The following is an 18,344-nucleotide window of genomic DNA, read 5'->3' as shown; positions in this document are numbered from 1 at the left end:
CTGGGCAACTTGACCACCTGGAGCCCCGCTTGCTGCGCAGAACCCTCGTCGCCTCCCTGGCCGCCGCGCTGACAGCCGTCCTTCTCCTCCCCGTCCCGGCCGCCCACGCCGACGACGCCGCCGCGCGTTCCGCGAGTCCGCGTTCCACGATCCCCGCGCTCACCGACGAGCGCGGCCGTACGCTCACGCTGCGCGGCTGGAACGTCGAGGACAAGGCGAACCGGGGCGACGCGGCCCTCTCCGCGATCGAGGAGAAGCACTTCCGCGACATGCGGGCCAAGGGCTTCAACTTCGCCCGTCTGCTGGTGTTCTGGGACGACCTCGAACCCCGCCGGGGCCACTACAGCCGCTCCTACCTGCAAAAGATCGAGCGGATCCTGGACTGGGCGGAGCGGCACGACGTACGCGTCCTCCTCGACGCGCACCAGGACGTGTTCGGGCCCGCCTTCGGGCACCGCGGCATGCCCGAATGGGCCACCAGAACGGACGGCCTGCCCTTCGAGCCCAACCCGGAGGACTGGTTCTCGGAGTACTTCCAGCCGGCCGTGCAGCGCGCGTTCACGCATCTCTACGAGGACGAGGACCTGCGGCGCGCCCAGGCCCGGATGTGGCGGGTGCTCGCGACCCGCTTCGCCGACCACCCGGCCGTGTTCGGCTACGACCTGATCAACGAGCCGATGGGAGAGCTCCGCCCCGGCGAGCAACTCCCCGACGCCGCCCGGCGTATCGAACGCGAGCACCTCACCCCGATGTACAACCGCCTCGCCGACGCGATCCGTTCGGTGGACGACGACAACTGGGTCTTCGTCGAGCCGACCCCGATCGTCGGCGAGGGCGTCCCGACCGGACTCGGCCGCATCGACGACGAGAAGGTGGTGTACGCGCCGCACTTCTACAACACCGCGATGGAGGGCGGCGCCGACTACGACCCGTCGGCGGGCTGGATCGAGGCGTACGAGCGGGCCGTCACGCGGTACCCGAAGCAGTACGGGGTCCCGGTGGTCGTGGGCGAATGGGGCCCGCTCAACAACTCCCTGCCGAACATGGACCGCTTCTACCGCGACGCCATGTCCTCCCTCGGCCGCTACAGCTCCGGCTGGGCGGGCTATGTGTGGTGCTACGGCGGCGGGTACTGCGCCGTGGACGAGTCCGGCGCCTTCCGTACGAACAAGGAACTCACGGCGGAGCCGTACGCGGAGGCCGTCGCGGGCACCGTCAGGTCCTCCTCGTACGACCCCGCGACGGGCACGTATCGGCTGACGTACGACGCGGCACGGCGCTCCCACCTCACCGAACTGTCCCTCCCCTCCGACGACTGGCGCGTCACGGCCCGGGGCGGGGCCGTCGTGGTCCAGCGCGGGGGCAGGGCCTGGGTGTGGGCGGTGCCGGGGGCGCGGGTGGCGGTGACGGCCGTACGACGCTGACCTGTCGATTTCCGCTTCAAGGCTGGACGTAGACAACGAATTTCGAAGTACTCAAGCACGTGTACGGCGGATATCGTCTGCAGACGCGAGAGGTTCCTCTTACGACTTCGGATGGATGTCATGGCAGAACACCAGCTCCCCGCAGCACTCCCGGCCGAGCTCCCGCGAACGGACCGGACCCGGCATCGGCGCCTGCGGGAGCAGGGAAGTCTCGACCGCGCGGAGCTGAACGCGATCCTCGACGCGGGGTTCGTCTGCCATCTCGGTGTCGTCCTCGACGGGGTCCCGATGGTCGTGCCCACCGTGTACGGCAGCGACGGCCGGCACCTCTACTTCCACGGTTCGGTCGCGAGCCGCAGCCTGGTCGCCGCGCCGGAGGCCATGGTGTGCGTCACCGTCACGCACGTGGACGGCCTGGTCCTGGCCCGATCCGTGTTCGAGCACGGGGTGAACTACCGCTGCGCGATGGTCTACGGCGTACCCCGCCCGGTCACGGACCCGGACGAGAAGTCGGCCGGGCTGCGCCTGCTGACCGAGCACGCGACGCCCGGCCAGTGGGAGTACGCGCGCCGCCCGAACCGCAAGGAGCCGGCCGCCACCGCGCTGCTCGCCCTGAGCCTGGACGAGGCCTCGGTGAAGATCCGCACGGGCGGGCCGGACGACGGTGACAGCCCGGACGCGGCCCTCGGCATCTGGGCCGGTGTCCTGCCGCTGCACAGCCACTGGGGCGAACCGGAGCCCGACCCTCTGCTGCCGTCCGGCGTGCAGCCGCCCCCACAAGTCGTGGCGCGGAGCAACACCCGGGCCTGGTGAGACCCGGGCCTGGTGAGACTCGGGCCTGGCGGGACTCGGGCCTGGCTCGGGCCGTCAGAGTCCGCCCGCCACGCGCACCACGGCTCCGGTCGCGTACGAGGCGTCGTCGGAGAGGAGCCAGGAGACGGCGCCGGTGATCTCGTCGGGGCGGCCGGCGCGGCCCATCGGGATGGTCGTGGCCACCTTGGCGGGGCGCTGCGGATCCTCGTGGAAGTCGGTCCACACCGTGCCCGGCGCAACGCAGTTGACCCGGATGCCGTCCTGCGCGACCTCCTTGGCGAGGCCCACGGTCATCGCGTCGACGGCCGCCTTGGCCGCGGCGTAGTGCACGTACTGGCCGGGCCCGCCGAGCGTCGCGGCGGCCGAGGAGATGTTGACGATGGCGCCGCTCCCCCGGGGTGCCATGTCGCGTACGGCGCGGCGGGCGCAGAGGAGGTAGCCGAGGACGTTGACGTCCAGGGCATGGCGCATGCCCTCCGCGTCGGCCTCGACGAGGGGGCCGTTGGGTCCGCTGACGCCCGCGTTGTTGACCAGTCCGGTGACCGGACCGAGTTGCCGGGCGGCGGCGAAGAGGTGGTCGACGTCGGCCTCGTCGGCGGTGTCGACGCGTACGGTCAGGCAGCGGCGGCCCTGGGCGGTGACGGCCTCGGCGACCTCCTTGGCGGCCGAGGTGTCGGAGCGGTAGCCGATGACGACGTCATGGCCTTCGGTTGCCAGGCGCACGCAGATCGCGGCTCCGATGCCCCGGCTGCCGCCGGTGACGACGGTGACCGGCTGCCGGGTCGGCTGTTCGGCTGGCTGCTGCACGGCGAGACCTCCAGGTTTGATCGATCATCGATCAAACCAGTCCGGACCCTCGGCCACAAGAGGGCCCCTGAACGTCACCTCACCCGCCGACGCCCCAGCCGACCTCACCGCCGATCCCTCACCGCCGACGCCCCAGCCGACCTCCACCGCCGATCCCTCAGCCGACCTCCGCCTCGACCCCGGCTCCCTGGCGCCCCGTCACCAAATCGATCTCCACCACGTGTTCGCGCACATGGTCGAGGGCGCGCCACACCGCGCCCACGGAGACGATCTCGTCGCCGAAGTCCGAGATGACGATCTCGGGGAGGGGCGGGTGCACGTACTGCGGCAGGTCGCGCTCGATGACGCGGCGGATCGGGGCGCAGGAGCGGGCGGGGGCGCCCGCGAGGACGATGCGCTCGGTGTCGAGGAGCCCGGCCAGGGCGCCGACGATGCGGGCGAAGCGGGCGCCGATGCGTTCGACCACGTCCACCGCGAGCGGGTCGTCGGCCTCGGCCGCCGTGAAGACCGCTTCGGCGTCGATACCCTCGGGCGCCAGGTCCCGTAGCGGGGACTCGGGGTGGGCGTCCGTGCGCACGGCTTGCTGGGACCAGTCGCGGGCCAGTCTGGCGATGCCGTGCGCGGAGCCGACGCCCTCGATCAGGTCGAGGAAGCGCATCTCACCGGCGCCGCCGCGCGCGCCCCGCAGCAGGTTGCCGTCGTCCACGATGCCCGCGCCGATGCGTTCGCCGGTGAGCAGCGTGACGAAATTGTCCAGGCCGCGCCCCGCGCCCTGCCAACGCTCCGCCTCCGCCGCGAGGTTGGCGTCGTTGTCGACGATGGCCCGCCAGCCGTGCTCGCGGGACAGGTGCCCGGCGATGTCGGGGTTCATCTGCTCCCAGAAGGGGTTGACCGACCCCGCCGTGCGGCCCCCGGCGTCGACGGGCGCCGGGACGCCGGTCACGACCACGAGCACCCGCTCGGGCGGTACGGACGCCGCCGTGAGGGCCGCGAGGATCGTGCGGCTCAGGACGTCGAGCCGCTCCTCGGGGGTGTGTTCCGGGCCGGAGAAGGAGCTGCCGTGCCGGGCGAGCGTACGGCCGCGCAGGTCGGTGACGGTGGCGCGGGCGCGGTGCTGGCCGCAGTCGACGCCGACGACGACGCCCGCCAGGGGCTGGAACGCGTACCGCCGGGCGGGGCGGCCCATGCGGTAGCCCCCATGCTCGCGCTGGTTCTCGACCTCGTGGATCCAGCCCCGCCGGGTGAGGTCCTCGCACACGCCGTGGACGGTGGCGCGGGTGAGCCCGGTGGAGTCGATCAGGTCCGTGCCGGTGACGGGTTCGGAGTCCCACATGCGGTGCAGGACCGCGCGGAGGTTCGCCTCCCGGATCTGCCGCGTCGACGCCGACGATGTTCTCTCGACCAACCTCTTGACCCCCTCTGAATGCCCGCCTAGCTTACAGCGAGTTAATAAATCTAGTTCCTAGATTTAATACCCGGCGAAAGGACCCGCCCATGGTGGACACGGCTGTGGAGACCCTCGAAACGCGCCAGGACGCGTCCGGCGCACCGGCGTACGAGGTGACCGGAACCCCGGGGAACGAGACCGAGGCCTGGTGGCGGCAGGCGGTCGTCTACCAGATCTATCCGCGCAGCTTCGCCGACTCCGACGGCGACGGCATCGGCGACCTGCCCGGCATCACCTCGCGCGTCGGGCATCTGCGCGAGCTGGGCGTGGACGCGGTGTGGCTCAGCCCCTTCTACCCCTCGGCGCTCGCCGACGGCGGCTACGACGTGGACGACCACCGCGACGTCGACCCCCGCATCGGCACGCTCGACCAGTTCGACACCCTCGTCGCCGCCCTGCACGCCGCCGGCATCCGCATCGTCGTCGACATCGTCCCCAACCACACCTCCGACCGGCACGCCTGGTTCCGCGAAGCCCTGGCCGCGGGGCCCGGCTCGCCCGCCCGTGACCGCTATGTGTTCCGGCGCGGCACCGGCCCGGACGGCGAGGAGGCGCCGACGGACTGGACGGCGACGTTCGGCGGTCCGGCCTGGGAGCACGTGGGCGACGGCGAGTGGTATCTGCACAACTTCGCGCCCGAGCAGCCCGACCTCAACTGGGAACACCCGGACGTGCGGGCCGACTTCGTCCGCACGCTGCGGTTCTGGGCCGACCGGGGCGTGGACGGGTTCCGCATCGACGTGGCGCACATGCTCGTGAAGGACCTCTCCGAGCCGCTGCCCGACCAGGCACAGCTGGACGCCGCCGGGCAGGCCGACGGCACGCACCGGCTCCAGGACCGGGACGGGGTGCACGAGATCTACCGCGAGTGGCGCGCCGTCTTCGACGCGTACGACCCGCCGCGCACCGCCGTCGCCGAGGCCTGGGTGCCCGCGCACCGACGGGCCCGCTACGCCTCCCCCGAGGGACTCGGCCAGGCCTTCAACTTCGATCTGCTGCGCGCCGGCTGGGAGCCGGAGGACTTCCGCCGGATCATCGCCGAGAACCTCACCCTGGCCGCGGCCTCCGGCTCCTCGTCCACGTGGGTGTTCTCCAACCACGACGTCGTACGGCACGCCACCCGCTACGCCCTGCCGAACGGCACCGACCTGCCCGCGTGGCTGCTCGGCGGCGGCAAGGACCCGCTGCCCGACCTCGCGCGGGGCCTGCGCCGGGCCCGGGCCGTGACGCTGCTCGCGCTCGCGCTGCCCGGCTCGACCTATCTCTACCAGGGCGAGGAGCTGGGCCTGTTCGAGGTGGCCGACCTGCCCGAGGAGGCGCTGCAGGACCCGACGTGGCTGCGGTCCCGGGGCGCCGAACGGGGCCGGGACGGCTGCCGGGTGCCGTTGCCGTGGGCCGAGTCCGGACCGTCGTACGGATTCGGGCCCGGGGACGCGCATCTGCCGCAGCCCGAGGCGTTCGCCGGGCACTCCGTCGAGGCGCAGCAGGGCGATCCGGGCTCGACGCTGACGTTCTACCGGCGGGCCCTGGCCGAGCGGCGGCGGCTGCAGACCGACGAGTCGCTGACCTGGGTGGACGACGAGCCCGAGATGGTGCACTTCCGGCGTCCGGGCGGCTGGGCCTGCGTGACCAACTTCGGTACGGCGCCGGTGGCGTTGCCGTCCGGGCGGGTCGTCCTCGCCAGCGCGCCGCTCGACGGGCCGCTGCTCCCGCCGGACACGACCGTGTGGCTGGAGCCGGACGCGGCGGGCGATTCCCGTCCAGGTCTCGCGGACTGAGGGGACCGGCTCATGCGTTCATCGACGATGTCGCGGCACCGGCCGTCCCGCCGTACGGTCCTGCGGATCGGCGGAGCCCTCGCGGGCGCGGCCGCGGGCGGTGCGGTGCTCTCCGGGTACGTGTCCTCGGCCGAGGGGCGGACGCGGGTGCGGTTCCTGCAGAACAAGCCCGAGGCCGTGCCGTACTTCCGCCGTCTGGTCGACCGGTTCAACGCCGCGCAGTCCGAGTTCTTCGTCGTCCACGACTCGACGCCCGCTCCGCTCGTCCCGCAGTTCGTCCGGGGCACGCCGCCCGACCTGGGGTGTTACAACTACAACCTGGAGACGTCCAACTTCCTTGCCCGGGGCGCCCTTTCGGACCTGGGGAAGCTTCCGGAGGCGTCACGGATCGACGACCGGATCCAGGATCTCGTCGGGCAGTACGCGCGGTACGGATCCGAGACCAGCGTGCTGCCGTACTCCGCGACCGCCGCCGGCGTCATCTACAACAAGGCGCTCTTCGAGCAGGCCGACGTCGCGGTCCCGACGACCTGGAGTGAACTCCTGCGGGCCTGCCGGACGTTCCGGGCGCGGGGCATCGTCCCGATCGTCCAGACGTACAAGGATACCTGGACCATCTCGCAGGGCCTGTTCGACTACGTGACGGGGAGCGCCCTCGACGTCACCGGGTTCTTCGCGCGGCTCAAGGAGCAGGGCGCGGACGCCGGTCCGGGGGCGGAGGTGTCGTTCGGCGCGGAGTTCCGGGACGCCGCCGAGAAGATGGTCGCCCTCGGGAAGTACACCAACCGGGACGCGGCGAGCCGGAGTTACTACGACGGGAACGTGGCGTTCGCACGCGGCCAAGCGGCGATGTATCTGCAGGGGCCGTGGGCGCTCGGCGAGGTCGAGAAGATCAACCCGGAGCTGCGGCTCGGCACGTTCGCCATGCCGGCCACGGAGGACCCGAAGGACGTCAAGGTCCGGGTCAATCTCGACCTGGCCCTGTGGGTGCCGGACGCCTCCCGGCAGCCGGAGGGGGCGCGGGCGTTCCTGCGGCATCTGATGCGGCAGCACGTGATGGACGCGTACAACGCGGAGTTCGTCGGCTGGTCGACGACGAAGAACGCGCCACCGGTCGCCGACGAGCGGGTCGAGGGGCTGCAGCCCTATCTGGACTCGGGCCGCTTCTTCCAGGGCGCCGGCACCTATCTGCCCGGCGCGATCCCGCACGACAACTATCTGCAGAAGCTGGTGACCGGCGGCAGCGCCGAGGCATTCCTCAACCGGCTCGACGAGGACTGGGCGCGCTACGCCCAGCGCAACCTGTGACGTGGTGACCGGAGGGAACCGACGATGAGCGCACCGGCCATCACCAGGCCAGGCCCCGAGCGGGCCGCCACCCCGCCGCCGGACCCGGGCGGGCCGCGGCGCCGCCGGCGCGGGGCCGAGCGGACCTACTACCTGATGCTGATCCCCGCGGTCCTGCTGTTCACCGTGTTCATCACGATGACCGGCCTGGTGGGGATGTTCTACAGCTTCACCGACTACGCGGGCTTCGGCGACTGGGAGTTCGTCGGCCTCAGCAACTACACCTCGATGCTCGGCGACTCCCGCATCCTGGAGTCGTACGGCTTCACCCTCTGGTTCGCGGTCGTCACCACCGTGGTGGTCAACGCCGTGGCGCTGCTCCTTGCCATCGGGCTGGGCGGCCGCATCAGGTGGAAGACCGGGCTGCGCGGTGTCTACTTCATCCCGATGGTGATCTCCGGCATCGTCATCGCGTACGTCTTCAACCACCTGTTCTCCAACGCGGTCCCGGCGCTCGCGACGCATCTCGGCTGGGAGGCCGGGCAGACCAGCCTGCTCGCGAACGAGAGTTGGGCCTGGCTGGCCGTCGTCATCGTGACGGCCTGGCAGGCCACCCCCAGCGCGATGATCATCTATCTCGCCGGCCTGATGGCCGTCCCGAAGGACATCTACGAGGCCGCCGAACTGGACGGCGCGGGTCCCTGGCGCCGCTTCCGCAGCATCACGTTCCCGCTGCTCATCGGCTATGTCGTCATCAACACGATCCTGGGCTTCAAGGGCTTCCTGAACGCGTACGACATCATCGTCGGCCTCACCGGCGGCGGTCCGGGGACCGCGACCATGAGCGTCGCCATGACGATCTTCGGCGGTTTCGAGGACGGCGAGTACGCCTTCCAGATGGCCAACGCGGTGGTCTTCTTCCTCTTCACCGCGGGCGTCTCCCTGCTCCAACTGCTCTTCGTACGCAACCGCGAGGTGAACCTGTCATGACGATCACCGACCGCAGGGCCCGCGAGGAGGACCGTCCGGCGAGCCGGTTGCGGACAGGGCTGCTCGCGGTGGGCACGCTCGCCGTGCTCGTCCCCCTCGTCTTCGCGGTCCTCATGGCCCTGAAGACCGACCGCCAGGCGGCCTCCGGCTCCGGCTTCGACCTGCCCTCGCCGCTGGAGCTCGGCAACTTCCGTACGGCCTGGGAACTCACCGACTTTCCCCGGGCGTTCGCGGTCTCGCTGCTGATCAGCGTGGTGGCGGTGGCGGGCCAGCTGATCGTGTCCTCGCTCGCCGCGTACGCGATCGCGCGCAACTGGGACCGCAGGCTGTTCCGGTGGTCGTACTTCTACCTGCTCGCCGCGATGTTCATCCCGTTCCCCGTGGTGGCGCTGCCGCAGGTGAAGCTGACGTCGATGGTGGGCCTGGACAATCCGCTCGGCGTCGCCGTGCTGCACATCCTGTTCGGGATCTCGTTCAACATCCTGCTGTACACGGCGTTCCTGCGCTCCATCCCGTACGAGCTGGAGGAGAGCGCGCGGATCGACGGCTGCTCGACCTGGCAGACGTTCTGGAAGCTGATCTTTCCGCTGCTCGCGCCGATGAACGCGACCGTCGGGATCTTCGCGTTCCTGATGTCGTGGAACGACTTCATGATGCCGTCGATGATCATCGGCGATCCGTCGATGCAGACGATCCCCGTGGTGCAGAAGATCTTCCAGCTCAAGTTCTCCTCCAACTACAACGTGGCCTTCGCCTCCTACCTGATGGCGATGGCGCCGACGCTGCTCGCGTACCTCTTCGCCCAGCGCTGGGTGATGTCGGGGGTCACGCGCGGCGCGATCAAGTGACTCCCCCTCCAGCACCACCTGCCTCTGCCAACAACCCTTCATCTCACAGGAGTTCCGCATGTCCGACACCTGGTGGAAGCACGCCGTCGTCTACCAGATCTACCCCCGCAGCTTCGCCGACACGGACGGGGACGGCATCGGCGACCTCGCCGGGGTCACCTCCCGCGTCCCCTATCTGCGGCAACTCGGCGTCGACGCCGTCTGGTTGAGCCCGTTCTACCCGTCCGCGCTCGCCGACGGCGGCTACGACGTGGACGACTACCGCGACGTCGACCCGCGCCTGGGCACCCTCGACGCGTTCGACGCGATGGTGCGGGCCCTGCACGACGCCGGCATCAAGGTCGTCGTCGACATCGTGCCGAACCACTCCTCCGACCGGCACGAGTGGTTCCGGGCCGCACTCGCCGCCGGGCGGGGTTCGCGGGAGCGGGAGCGCTACCTCTTCCGTGACGGCCTCGGCCCGAACGGTGAACTCCCGCCCAGCGACTGGGAGTCGTGCTTCGGCGGCCGCGCCTGGGAGCCGGTCGGCGACGGCCAGTGGTACTTCCACTTCTTCGCGAAGGAGCAGCCGGACCTCAACTGGGACGACGCCGAGGTCCGCGAGGACTTCCTCGACACGCTGCGCTTCTGGTCGGACCGCGGCGTCGACGGCTTCCGCGTGGACGTGGCGCACGGGCTCGCGAAGGATCTGTCCGAGCCGCTCGCCCCGTGGTCCGAGGTCGGCACGGAGCCGCGCACGGACGGCTCGCACCCGCTGTGGGACCGGGACGCCGTGCACGAGATCTACGCGTCCTGGCGCCGGGTCTTCGACGCGTACGAGCCGCCGCGGTTCGCGGTCGCCGAGGCCTTCGCCCACCCGTCCCGCCGGGCCCGCTACGCCTCGCCCGACGGCCTCGGCCAGGCCTTCAACTTCGAGATGCAGGAGGCGGGTTGGCGGCCCGCGGACTTCGCGCGGGCCATCGACTCGGGCCTCGCGCAGGCCGCGGAGAGCGGGTCCACGACGACCTGGCTGCTCGGCTGCCACGACACGGCCCGCGTCGCCACCCGGTACGGACTCCCCGAGCACCCGAAGCTCACCGCCATCGAGGCCGCCAAGGAGTGGCTGCTCACGGACGGGTCCGCCCCGGCCCTGGACCGCGCACTCGGCGAGCGCCGCGCCCGCGCCGCGGCCCTGGTGACCTGGGCGCTGCCCGGTTCGACGTACATCTACCAGGGCGAGGAGCTGGGCCTGCACGAGGTGGGCGACCTGCCGGCGGAGGTCCTCCAGGACCCGGTCGCGTCCCGGTCCGGCGGGCGGGAGAAGGGCCGCGACGGCTGCCGTGTCCCGCTCCCCTGGACGGCCGACGGCCCGTCCCTCGGCTTCGGTCCCGGCCCGGCGCGGCCGCCGCAGCCGGACTGGTTCGGCGCGTACGCGGTCTCCGTGCAGGAGCAGGACGAGCGCTCCACGCTGAACCTGTACCGCGCGGCGCTGCGGCTGCGCGGCGCGCTCGGCACGGGGCCCGGCTTCGCGTGGGTCGACTCGGGTTCGGCGGAGGTCCTGCACTTCCGGCGCGCGGGCGGCTGGCACTGCGTCACCAACTTCGGGGCGGACCCGGTGCGGCTGCCCGAGGGTGAACTCCTGCTGGCCAGCGGCCCGGTCGACCCGGACGGACGGCTGCCGGGGGATACGACGGCCTGGGTCCGGGCCCTGGACTGAATCGCCCGACTGAATCGACCGACTGAATCGCCCGGTCCCGGCACCGCCGTACGCTGAATCCGGTACGTGAGGACCGCGTACGGGAGCGACGGAAGGTGGTCCGCGGTGGGCGGGATGTCGGTGGACGAGGTGCGGGCCGAGCTGGCCGCGCTCGACGACCCGAAGGCGCGGGCGGTCAACGAGCGGCACGGGGACGACCACGGGGTCAACCTCAGCAAGCTGCGGGCGCTCGCGAAGCGGCTGAAGACGCAGCAGGAGCTGGCCCGCGAGCTGTGGGCGACGGACGACACCGCGGCGAAGCTCCTCGCGCTCCTCGTCTGCCGCCCGAAGGCGTTCGACCGGGACGAGCTGGACGCCATGGTGCGCGCGGCGCGTACGCCCAAGGTGCACGACTGGCTCGTGAACTACGTGGTGAAGAAGAGCCCGCACGCCGAGGAGCTGCGCGTGGCCTGGTCCGCCGATCCGGACCCGGCCGTCGCGAGCGCCGGGTGGGCGCTGACCGCCGAGCGCGTGGTGAAGAAGCCGGACGGCCTCGATCTGGCCGGACTCCTGGACGTAGTCGAGGCGGAGATGAGGGACGCCCCGGACCGGCTGCAGTGGGCGATGAACACCTGCCTGGCCCAGATCGGCATCGAGCACCCGGAGCTCCGCGCCCGTGCCCTCGCCATCGGCGAACGCCTGGAGGTCCTCAAGGACTACCCGACGTCCCCCGGCTGCACGTCGCCGTACGCGCCGGTGTGGATCGGCGAGATGGTGCGCCGCGAGGAAGCCACGTAGTCAGCACCGGCCGAACCGCCCTCAGCCTGCACGCACCCGCGCGAACAGGGCGAGTCGACCGGGTCGGCGCACGCTCCCGTCAGCCGCCGCTCACCAGCTCGGCCACCGGACCCGCCATCTCCACTCCCTGGCGGTGGCCCGCGTGGGCCGCGTCCGCTCGGCGGTGGTCGGCGGTCATGTCGCGGCCCATCGCGCGGCGCGCGGCCCTGTCCGGTACGAGGAGTGAGACGGCGGTGCCCTCGGCGGCCAGCTCGTCGGCCTGCCGCCGCGCATGGGGGTGCGGGCCGACGGCGGTCGGGATGGGCGAGACGGCCAGGACCCGGCGGTACCCGTGGGCCAGTCCGAAGGGCGTGGTCGCCCGGCTGCCTCCGTCCATCCAACGTCGGCCCAGAGCCGTGACCGGCGGCCAGATCAGCGGGACCGCACAGCTCGCGGCGAGCGCCCGCGCGAGGCTGACTCCGGAGTCGCGGTCGAAGTGCGCGAGCCCGCCACTCGCGGCGTCCACCACCGCGACGCGCAGGGCACGCCCGGGCCAGTCCTCCACTCCGTGCAGGAGCGGACGCAACGCGTCGAAGACCTCCGCTTCGGGGACGGTACGGGCCGCGAGCGCCGCGCGCCCCAGGCGCCGTACGGAACGCTCCGGGTCTCTCGACCCCAGCGCCGCCCACAGGAAGCGGAACGTCCGCGCCGCGCTGACGTGCAGCTCGATCCGGTCGGCGCCGGTGAGTTGGCGCTCGTACATCGACCGGGGTGTCTCGCCCGACGCGAGGCGTGCGCCGAAGATCGCACCCGCGGAAGCGCCGATGACCACCTCGGCCGTCCCGAGGTCGACGCCGCCGTCCGCGAGGCCCGCAAGCACCCCGGCCAGCCAGGCGCCGCCGACCGGTCCCCCGCCGCCCAGTACGAGTGCGGTCCCTTCCATGCCCGTCTCCTCCGTCATCGCCCACCAGCAAGCGGGGAACGCTCCCCGGTTACGTGTCGGACGATAGCACCCCAGCCGGGGAGTGCCCCCCGGTTCCCTGCGGGCCGCAGGTCACGGAGGTGACAGCCGTCGAGCACACGCGAGCCGCGACGCACACCTGGGCAGGGCTGACCGGCTGGGCATCGGGGCGGCCACAACTCAGCGGCCCGTCAGGCGGGTTCGGGCCCAGTCCAGTTCGAGCGAGCCGCCCACCGGAAGCGCGTGCCAGCGGTCGGCGCAGGTGTCGAGGCGGGTCACGATGCGGTCGACGAGCGGGGTGGCCGCCTCCTCCGGCGGCACGTACGCCGGGAGGGTCTTCGCGTGGCCGCGGCGCAGTTCCCACACCGGTACGGCGATGCCCGCCAGCGCCTCCGAACGCTCCATGTCGGCCTTGGCGCGCGGCGTCGACTTCGCCGGCCGCTGCTTGCGGCGGCGCGCGGCCCTGGCGCGTTCGGCCGGGTCGGCGGGCCAGAACATGCCGTTGTCCCCGGCGGCCAGGCGTCCGTACACCCCGAGCTCGATGCCGGCCTCGGCCTCGACGAGGAAGTGCACGAGGTCATGCGGAAGGTACGGGTGTCCGCCGGGGCCGCCGCGCGGGGCCAGGGCCGCGCCCACCTCACGGTGCACCGCGATGTCGTAGCTCGTGCCGGGGCCCTTGGTGAAGACGATGCGCATACCGGCACGGTAGGCGCCGGTCCCGTGGCGCCGCACCGGGATTTCCGCCGGTACTGTTTCAGGGACTCTCCTCAGTTCTGCTGAAGTTCTGCTGATCTGCTGAAGTTCTGCTGACCACTCCTGCCGGGCCTTCCTCGGTACGTACGCCTGCGGAAGGCTCTTCATGACGCACCCCGAACGCCCCGACCTCCCGGACACCACCGGCTTCGCCGGGCTCGGGCTGCCCGCCCCGGTGCTGCGGGCCCTCGCCGAGCGGGGCGTGCGCGAGCCGTTCCCCATCCAGGCGGCAACGGTGCCCGACGCGCTCGCGGGGCGTGACGTGCTCGGGCGCGGGCGGACCGGTTCCGGCAAGACACTCGCCTTCGGTCTGCCGCTGCTCGCCCGGACGGCCGGGCGGCGGGCCGAGTCGAAGCAGCCGCTCGCGCTGATCCTGGTGCCCACGCGCGAGCTGGCCCAGCAGGTCACCGAGGCACTCACGCCGTACGCCGAAGCGCTGCGGCTGCGCGTCGCGACTGTCGTCGGCGGCCTGTCCATCGGCCGGCAGATCGCCGCGCTGCGGGACGGCGCCGAGGTGGTCGTCGCCACCCCCGGCCGCCTGCACGACCTGGTCGAGCGCAAGGCGGTCCGCTTGGGGCGGGTCCGGATCACGGTGCTCGACGAGGCCGACCAGATGTGTGACCTCGGCTTCCTTCCGCAGGTCAGGGAGGCGCTCGACCTGGTGGCGGCCGACGGTCAGCGGCTGCTCTTCTCGGCGACCCTGGACCGGGACGTCGCGCAGCTCGTGGAGGGCTGTCTGCGCGAGCCGGTCGTGCACTCCGTCGACCCGGCCGCGGGCGTGGTCACGACGATGGAACACCACGTACTCGTCGTCCACGGGCCCGACCGGTACGCCGTCACGACGGAGATCGCCGCGCGCGACGGCCGTGTCCTGCTCTTCCTCGACACCAGGCACGGCGTCGACCAGCTCACCCGGCACCTGCGGGCGAGCGGGGTGCACGCCGCGGCGCTGCACAGCGGGAAGTCGCAGCCGCAGCGCGGCCGGACGCTCGCGCAGTTCAAGAACGGGGAGGTCACCGCCCTCGTGGCGACCAACGTCGCGGCCCGCGGCCTGCACGTCGACGACCTCGATCTGGTCGTCAACGTCGACCCGCCGACCGACGCCAAGGACTACCTGCACCGCGCCGGGCGCACCGCTCGCGCCGGGGAGTCGGGCCGGGTCGTCACGCTCGTACTGTCCGGCGGGCGGCGGGAGTTGAGCCGCGTGACGGTGGAGGCGGGCGTCGAGCCGAAGGTCACCAAGGTGCGCTCGGGCGAGGCGGAGCTGAGCCGGATCACCGGGGCGCGGACGCCCTCCGGCACGTCGCTCGACGGTGCGGCGCCCCGCCCCAAGAACACCAACCAGCCCTTCCGCGGCCTGGGAAGCACCAAGGGCGACACGGCGGCGGGCGGCGCGAGGGGCGCCAAGGGCGGCGGAGGGTCCCGCAAGTCGGCCGAGGCCCGCAAGCTCGCCGAGGCACGCAAGGCGGCCCGGGTGCGCCGGGGCCGCTGAGCCGGTGGGCGAGTGGCCGGTGGGCGGGTGAGGCGTGGGCCGCTGAACCGGTGGGCGAGTGGCCGGTGGGCGGGTGAGGCGTGGGCCGCTGAACCGGTGGGCGAGTGGCCGGTGGGCGGGTGAGCTGGTGGGCCGAGCGCCCGGCGGGCCTGGGCTCACCGAGAGCTGATCCGCAACTGCACCTCCCGCTCCTGGTCGCCCGAGACCGTGCCCTCGTCGTGGAACTCGAAGGCGTCCTCCAGGGCGCGGTGGACGGCCTGGACGTCCAGCGGTGTGCCCTGCAGCGTGACCTCGACCGGTCCGCGCACGCCCACGGGCCGTCGCGGCACGCTGGACGCCGTGGCCGGTGTCGTCACGTCGAGGGTGGCCGACCACACCGTGGGCGTGTGCGGGTGCTTGTCGGGAGTCACCGGGCCGGACTCCTCGTACGGGAACAGGCTGCTCAGGTAGTCGAGGACGGCGTGGGCCTCGTCGGCCTTGCAGTCACTCAGCGTCACGGTGACACAGCGGCTGCTGGAGGCCGGGGCGCCGTCCGCTGCCTTGCTCGTGGTGCTCTGGTCGTTCATGGGCTGTTCCTTCGTAGGGCTGAGTCCATCGCCGGGCTGCGCGCTTCAGCGGGCTGCGAGCCTCGGCGGCTGCGACCTGCCACCCTCAAGCGAACCACCGCGACCGCTCGGGCGCGCGCCGCGCGCCACCGGAGCCACGGCCGGAGCGGCGGCCGAAGCGGCGGCCGGAGCGGCTCACTCCTGGCAGAGGCAGAACGGGTGCCCCGCCGGGTCCGCGTACACCCGGAAGCCGCGCTGCCCGTCCTGGTCGTCCAGGTCGAGCGGTACCGCGCCCAAGGAGAGGGCCAGCGTCTCGGCCGCCCCCATCTCCCTGACGTGGAAGTCGAGGTGCAGCTGCTGGGAGTTGTCGTCGGCGCGCGGCCACTGGGGCGGGCGGTGGCCGGGGGCGCGCTGGAAGGCGATGCGGTGGCCGCCCGGCGCGTACAGGTCGTACCAGGTGTCGTCGTACTTCTTCACCTCGCCCCCGAGGAGCCCCTGGTAGAAGCCCGAGAGGGCGACCGGGTCCGGGCAGTCCACGGCGACCAGGCAGTACTCGACTGCAGGCATGTCGGTCCTCCTTGACTCGTTCCTGACCGGGTGCCCCCTCCGGTACGCGCCACACACCGCGCCCCTTCTGTGCGCGCCACACACCGGCCCACGGTGTCCGGTGTGGAGGGGATGCTGCCCGCCACCGCCCGCCACCTCTTCCCGCGTCCGGGCGTCCGCTACGTCGACGTACCGGATCTGCTGCCGTCCACCGCCGCCCTGGCCTGGCACCGCGACAGGGCGGGCGAACCGGCCGTCGCCGCGCTCGCGGAGGCGGCGCGTGCGGTACCGGCAAGGGGCACCTGGGAACAGCGCGGGGCCGCTCACCGGGGCACTTGAGACGCCGCGACCGGGCGGGCGGCCAGGCCCGTCCGGTCGTCAGGACCTGCGCCCCTCCCCCAAGGCCACCGCGAGCACCAGTGCCGCGCTCGCCGCGCACCGCAGCCGCCCGTCGCGGACCGCCGACACCGCCTCGGCCAGGGGTATGTGATGGATCTTCAGGTCCGCCTCCACGGGTTCCGGCGCCGCCGGGTACGGGTCCGGGTCGACCGTGCTCCACAGGTGCACGCGGGCCGGGGCGGCGCCGGGCAGGGGATGCAGGGTGCCGAGGTCGGTCCAGTGGCCGTCGCGGTAGCCGGTCTCCTCGGCGAGTTCACGGCGGGCGGCCGTGGCGGAGTCGCCGTCCGCCGGGTCGACGGAGCCGCCCGGCAGCTGCCACATCACGCCGGTCAGGTAATGGTGCTGTTCGCAGACGAGGAGCGCCCCATCGACCAGGGCGGCCACCCGCACCTGGTCGGGGACGCGCACCCAGTTGTAGGGGCCGGTGCTGCCGTCGGGGAACGTCACCTCGTCGCGGTAGGCGGTGAGGCGGGGGGTCGCGTACAGGGGTGTGCGGCGGTGGCGGGCCCAGGGGCCGAGACCGGCCGCGTCCGGAGTAGTGGCTTCCTGTTCGTCCATGGGGAAGTCCTGCCCAGGAGGGGCCGGTTCGAAGTCCGGCAAGTCCTGCCCAGGACGGGCCGGTTCGAAATTCGCGCGAGCCGGACCCGGCCCTGTGACCGGCATCACAGTTCCCTGGGCCGCTGTCCGCAGGTCATCATATGACGCGATCGCCGCACGGTTTCGGTGCCGGGCTCCCGCCCCGTACCGCACTGCGAAACGAGGATGTTTCATGAACGACCAGGTCAGGCAGGCACCGCCACGCGTGGGCGTGGTGGGCCTCGGGGCCATGGGGCTCGGGATGGCCCGCAGCCTGCGGAGCGCGGGCTTCGACGTCGGGGTCCACGATCTGCGCCCCGAGGTGGCCACCGCCTTCGCCGAGGACGGCGGTACGGCCTGCGCCTCGGCCGCCGAGCTGGCGGCCGGGGTCGACGTCCTCGTCGGCGTCGTGGTCAACGCGGCACAGGTCGAGGCGGTCCTGTTCGGCGCGGGCGGCGTCCGCGGGGCGGCCGATTCCCTGCGTCCCGGTTCCGTGTACGTGATGTGCTCCACCGCCGACCCGAACTGGTCGGCCCGGCTGGAGCAGCGGCTCGCCGAGCGGGACGTGCTCTACCTGGACGCCCCGATCTCCGGCGGCGCCGCCAAGGCCGCGAGCGGCGAGCTGACGATGATGACCTCGGGCTCCCCCGCCGCGTACGCCGTCGCCGACCCGGTGCTCGAAGCGATGAGCGGCACCGTCTACCGGCTGGGCGACGAGGCGGGCACCGGCTCCCAGGTGAAGATCGTCAACCAGCTGCTCGCGGGCGTGCACATCGCCGCGGCCGCCGAGGCGATGGCCCTCGGCATCAAGGCCGGGGTGCCCGCCGAGGCGCTGTACGAGGTGATCACGCACAGCGCGGGCAATTCATGGATGTTCGAGAACCGGATGGCGCACGTCCTCGCCGGGGACTACACACCGCTGTCGGCGGTCGACATCTTCGTCAAGGATCTCGGCCTGGTGCTCGACGCGGCCCGCCCGGAGAAGTTCCCGCTGCCGCTCGCGGCCACCGCGCACCAGATGTTCCTCCACGCCTCCGCGTCCGGTCTGGGCGGCGAGGACGACAGCGCGGTGATCAAGACTTTCCCGGGGATCGAGCTGCCCGGCTTGAAGGACGCCGAGCGGCCGGGCTCGAAGGATGTCGAGTCGCCCGGCCCGAAGGCCGTCGAGTCGCCCGGCCCGGAGGATGTCGAGCTGCCCGAGCACCGGCAGGCGGAGGAGAACTGAC

18 protein-coding genes are annotated in these 18,344 nt (G+C 72.4%); 11 read left to right on the top strand and 7 right to left on the bottom strand.

What is annotated here, in order from left to right; translation table 11 throughout:
* Positions 1-32 precede the first annotated feature (32 nt).
* Together QIT00_RS26320 and QIT00_RS26315 are read left to right on the top strand one after the other, a co-directional pair.
* Positions 33-1,424, top strand: coding sequence for a cellulase family glycosylhydrolase (locus QIT00_RS26320; RefSeq protein WP_282537929.1), 1,392 nt, complete (start codon positions 33-35; stop codon positions 1,422-1,424).
* 120 nt (positions 1,425-1,544) lie between these two features.
* On the top strand, positions 1,545-2,237 hold the full coding sequence (locus tag QIT00_RS26315) for a pyridoxamine 5'-phosphate oxidase family protein (RefSeq protein WP_282537889.1): 693 nt from the start codon (positions 1,545-1,547) through the stop codon (positions 2,235-2,237).
* Between the two features lie 54 nt (positions 2,238-2,291).
* Here the strand turns inward: QIT00_RS26315 and QIT00_RS26310 are convergent, their stop codons facing one another.
* The gene (locus tag QIT00_RS26310; protein ID WP_282537888.1) at positions 2,292-3,044 is read right to left on the bottom strand and encodes an SDR family NAD(P)-dependent oxidoreductase; all 753 of its coding nucleotides are present in this window, start codon (positions 3,042-3,044) and stop codon (positions 2,292-2,294) included.
* Positions 3,045-3,201: 157 nt separating this feature from the next.
* Entirely contained in the window at positions 3,202-4,449 is a 1,248-nt protein-coding gene (locus QIT00_RS26305; RefSeq protein ID WP_282537887.1) for an ROK family transcriptional regulator, read from the bottom strand.
* 89 nt (positions 4,450-4,538) lie between these two features.
* Between QIT00_RS26305 and QIT00_RS26300 the strand changes: the two genes are divergently transcribed.
* The 6 genes from QIT00_RS26300 (at position 4,539) to QIT00_RS26275 (ending at position 11,867) form a co-directional block, all read left to right on the top strand.
* The gene (locus QIT00_RS26300) at positions 4,539-6,269 is read left to right on the top strand and encodes a glycoside hydrolase family 13 protein (RefSeq protein ID WP_282537886.1); all 1,731 of its coding nucleotides are present in this window, start codon (positions 4,539-4,541) and stop codon (positions 6,267-6,269) included.
* A 12-nt stretch (positions 6,270-6,281) separates the two neighbouring features.
* The gene (locus QIT00_RS26295; RefSeq protein WP_282537885.1) at positions 6,282-7,577 is read left to right on the top strand and encodes an ABC transporter substrate-binding protein; all 1,296 of its coding nucleotides are present in this window, start codon (positions 6,282-6,284) and stop codon (positions 7,575-7,577) included.
* A gap of 24 nt (positions 7,578-7,601) precedes the next feature.
* Positions 7,602-8,546 (top strand): carbohydrate ABC transporter permease, encoded by a 945-nt coding sequence (locus QIT00_RS26290; protein WP_282537884.1) that lies wholly within the window; start codon positions 7,602-7,604, stop codon positions 8,544-8,546.
* Entirely contained in the window at positions 8,543-9,394 is an 852-nt protein-coding gene (locus QIT00_RS26285) for a carbohydrate ABC transporter permease (protein WP_282537883.1), read from the top strand. Before QIT00_RS26290 ends, QIT00_RS26285 begins: the two co-directional genes overlap by 4 nt.
* Positions 9,395-9,452: 58 nt before the next feature.
* Positions 9,453-11,090, top strand: coding sequence for a glycoside hydrolase family 13 protein (locus QIT00_RS26280; protein WP_282537882.1), 1,638 nt, complete (start codon positions 9,453-9,455; stop codon positions 11,088-11,090).
* Between the two features lie 114 nt (positions 11,091-11,204).
* Entirely contained in the window at positions 11,205-11,867 is a 663-nt protein-coding gene (locus tag QIT00_RS26275; RefSeq protein WP_282537928.1) for a DNA alkylation repair protein, read from the top strand.
* 79 nt (positions 11,868-11,946) lie between these two features.
* Here the strand turns inward: QIT00_RS26275 and QIT00_RS26270 are convergent, their stop codons facing one another.
* The gene (locus QIT00_RS26270) at positions 11,947-12,789 is read right to left on the bottom strand and encodes a patatin-like phospholipase family protein (RefSeq protein WP_282537881.1); all 843 of its coding nucleotides are present in this window, start codon (positions 12,787-12,789) and stop codon (positions 11,947-11,949) included.
* A 198-nt stretch (positions 12,790-12,987) separates the two neighbouring features.
* Positions 12,988-13,503, bottom strand: a complete 516-nt coding sequence (locus QIT00_RS26265; protein ID WP_282537880.1) for a hypothetical protein — start codon at positions 13,501-13,503, stop codon at positions 12,988-12,990.
* Positions 13,504-13,666: 163 nt separating this feature from the next.
* Here QIT00_RS26265 and QIT00_RS26260 point away from each other — a divergent pair, with 163 nt between their 5' ends.
* Positions 13,667-15,052 carry a DEAD/DEAH box helicase gene (locus tag QIT00_RS26260; protein ID WP_282537879.1) on the top strand — a complete coding sequence of 462 codons (1,386 nt, stop codon included), beginning with the start codon at positions 13,667-13,669 and terminating at the stop codon, positions 15,050-15,052.
* 155 nt (positions 15,053-15,207) lie between these two features.
* Here QIT00_RS26260 and QIT00_RS26255 read toward each other — a convergent pair whose 3' ends face one another.
* Together QIT00_RS26255 and QIT00_RS26250 are read right to left on the bottom strand one after the other, a co-directional pair.
* The gene (locus QIT00_RS26255; RefSeq protein WP_282537878.1) at positions 15,208-15,618 is read right to left on the bottom strand and encodes a hypothetical protein; all 411 of its coding nucleotides are present in this window, start codon (positions 15,616-15,618) and stop codon (positions 15,208-15,210) included.
* 174 nt (positions 15,619-15,792) lie between these two features.
* Positions 15,793-16,164, bottom strand: coding sequence for a VOC family protein (locus QIT00_RS26250; protein WP_282537877.1), 372 nt, complete (start codon positions 16,162-16,164; stop codon positions 15,793-15,795).
* A 69-nt stretch (positions 16,165-16,233) separates the two neighbouring features.
* Here QIT00_RS26250 and QIT00_RS26245 point away from each other — a divergent pair, with 69 nt between their 5' ends.
* Positions 16,234-16,482, top strand: coding sequence for a hypothetical protein (locus tag QIT00_RS26245; protein WP_282537876.1), 249 nt, complete (start codon positions 16,234-16,236; stop codon positions 16,480-16,482).
* Between the two features lie 39 nt (positions 16,483-16,521).
* Here QIT00_RS26245 and QIT00_RS26240 read toward each other — a convergent pair whose 3' ends face one another.
* Complete coding sequence (locus QIT00_RS26240) at positions 16,522-17,100, bottom strand: NUDIX domain-containing protein (RefSeq protein ID WP_282537875.1); 579 nt, start codon at positions 17,098-17,100, stop codon at positions 16,522-16,524.
* 211 nt (positions 17,101-17,311) lie between these two features.
* Between QIT00_RS26240 and ltnD the strand changes: the two genes are divergently transcribed.
* Positions 17,312-18,343: an L-threonate dehydrogenase gene (gene ltnD, locus QIT00_RS26235; RefSeq protein WP_282537874.1), complete on the top strand. Its 1,032-nt coding sequence runs from the start codon at positions 17,312-17,314 to the stop codon at positions 18,341-18,343.
* Position 18,344 lies beyond the last annotated feature (1 nt).

Origin of the sequence: Streptomyces luteolus, from assembly GCF_029968015.1 — a bacterium.
Taxonomy (GTDB): domain Bacteria; phylum Actinomycetota; class Actinomycetes; order Streptomycetales; family Streptomycetaceae; genus Streptomyces; species Streptomyces luteolus.
This window is presented reverse-complemented; position numbering and strand designations above follow the sequence as displayed.

What these genes read in the sequence shown, in the direction of transcription:
- QIT00_RS26255 (WP_282537878.1), bottom strand. Translation starts at nt 15,618, where the DNA reads ATGAACGACCAGAGCACCACGAGCAAGGCAGCGGACGGCGCCCCGGCC.
- QIT00_RS26275 (WP_282537928.1), top strand. Translation starts at nt 11,205, where the DNA reads ATGTCGGTGGACGAGGTGCGGGCCGAGCTGGCCGCGCTCGACGACCCG.
- QIT00_RS26260 (WP_282537879.1), top strand. Translation starts at nt 13,667, where the DNA reads ATGACGCACCCCGAACGCCCCGACCTCCCGGACACCACCGGCTTCGCC.
- QIT00_RS26240 (WP_282537875.1), bottom strand. Translation starts at nt 17,100, where the DNA reads ATGGACGAACAGGAAGCCACTACTCCGGACGCGGCCGGTCTCGGCCCC.
- QIT00_RS26270 (WP_282537881.1), bottom strand. Translation starts at nt 12,789, where the DNA reads ATGGAAGGGACCGCACTCGTACTGGGCGGCGGGGGACCGGTCGGCGGC.
- QIT00_RS26295 (WP_282537885.1), top strand. Translation starts at nt 6,282, where the DNA reads ATGCGTTCATCGACGATGTCGCGGCACCGGCCGTCCCGCCGTACGGTC.
- QIT00_RS26290 (WP_282537884.1), top strand. Translation starts at nt 7,602, where the DNA reads ATGAGCGCACCGGCCATCACCAGGCCAGGCCCCGAGCGGGCCGCCACC.
- QIT00_RS26280 (WP_282537882.1), top strand. Translation starts at nt 9,453, where the DNA reads ATGTCCGACACCTGGTGGAAGCACGCCGTCGTCTACCAGATCTACCCC.
- QIT00_RS26300 (WP_282537886.1), top strand. Translation starts at nt 4,539, where the DNA reads ATGGTGGACACGGCTGTGGAGACCCTCGAAACGCGCCAGGACGCGTCC.
- QIT00_RS26265 (WP_282537880.1), bottom strand. Translation starts at nt 13,503, where the DNA reads ATGCGCATCGTCTTCACCAAGGGCCCCGGCACGAGCTACGACATCGCG.
- QIT00_RS26315 (WP_282537889.1), top strand. Translation starts at nt 1,545, where the DNA reads ATGGCAGAACACCAGCTCCCCGCAGCACTCCCGGCCGAGCTCCCGCGA.
- ltnD (WP_282537874.1), top strand. Translation starts at nt 17,312, where the DNA reads ATGAACGACCAGGTCAGGCAGGCACCGCCACGCGTGGGCGTGGTGGGC.
- QIT00_RS26250 (WP_282537877.1), bottom strand. Translation starts at nt 16,164, where the DNA reads ATGCCTGCAGTCGAGTACTGCCTGGTCGCCGTGGACTGCCCGGACCCG.
- QIT00_RS26285 (WP_282537883.1), top strand. Translation starts at nt 8,543, where the DNA reads ATGACGATCACCGACCGCAGGGCCCGCGAGGAGGACCGTCCGGCGAGC.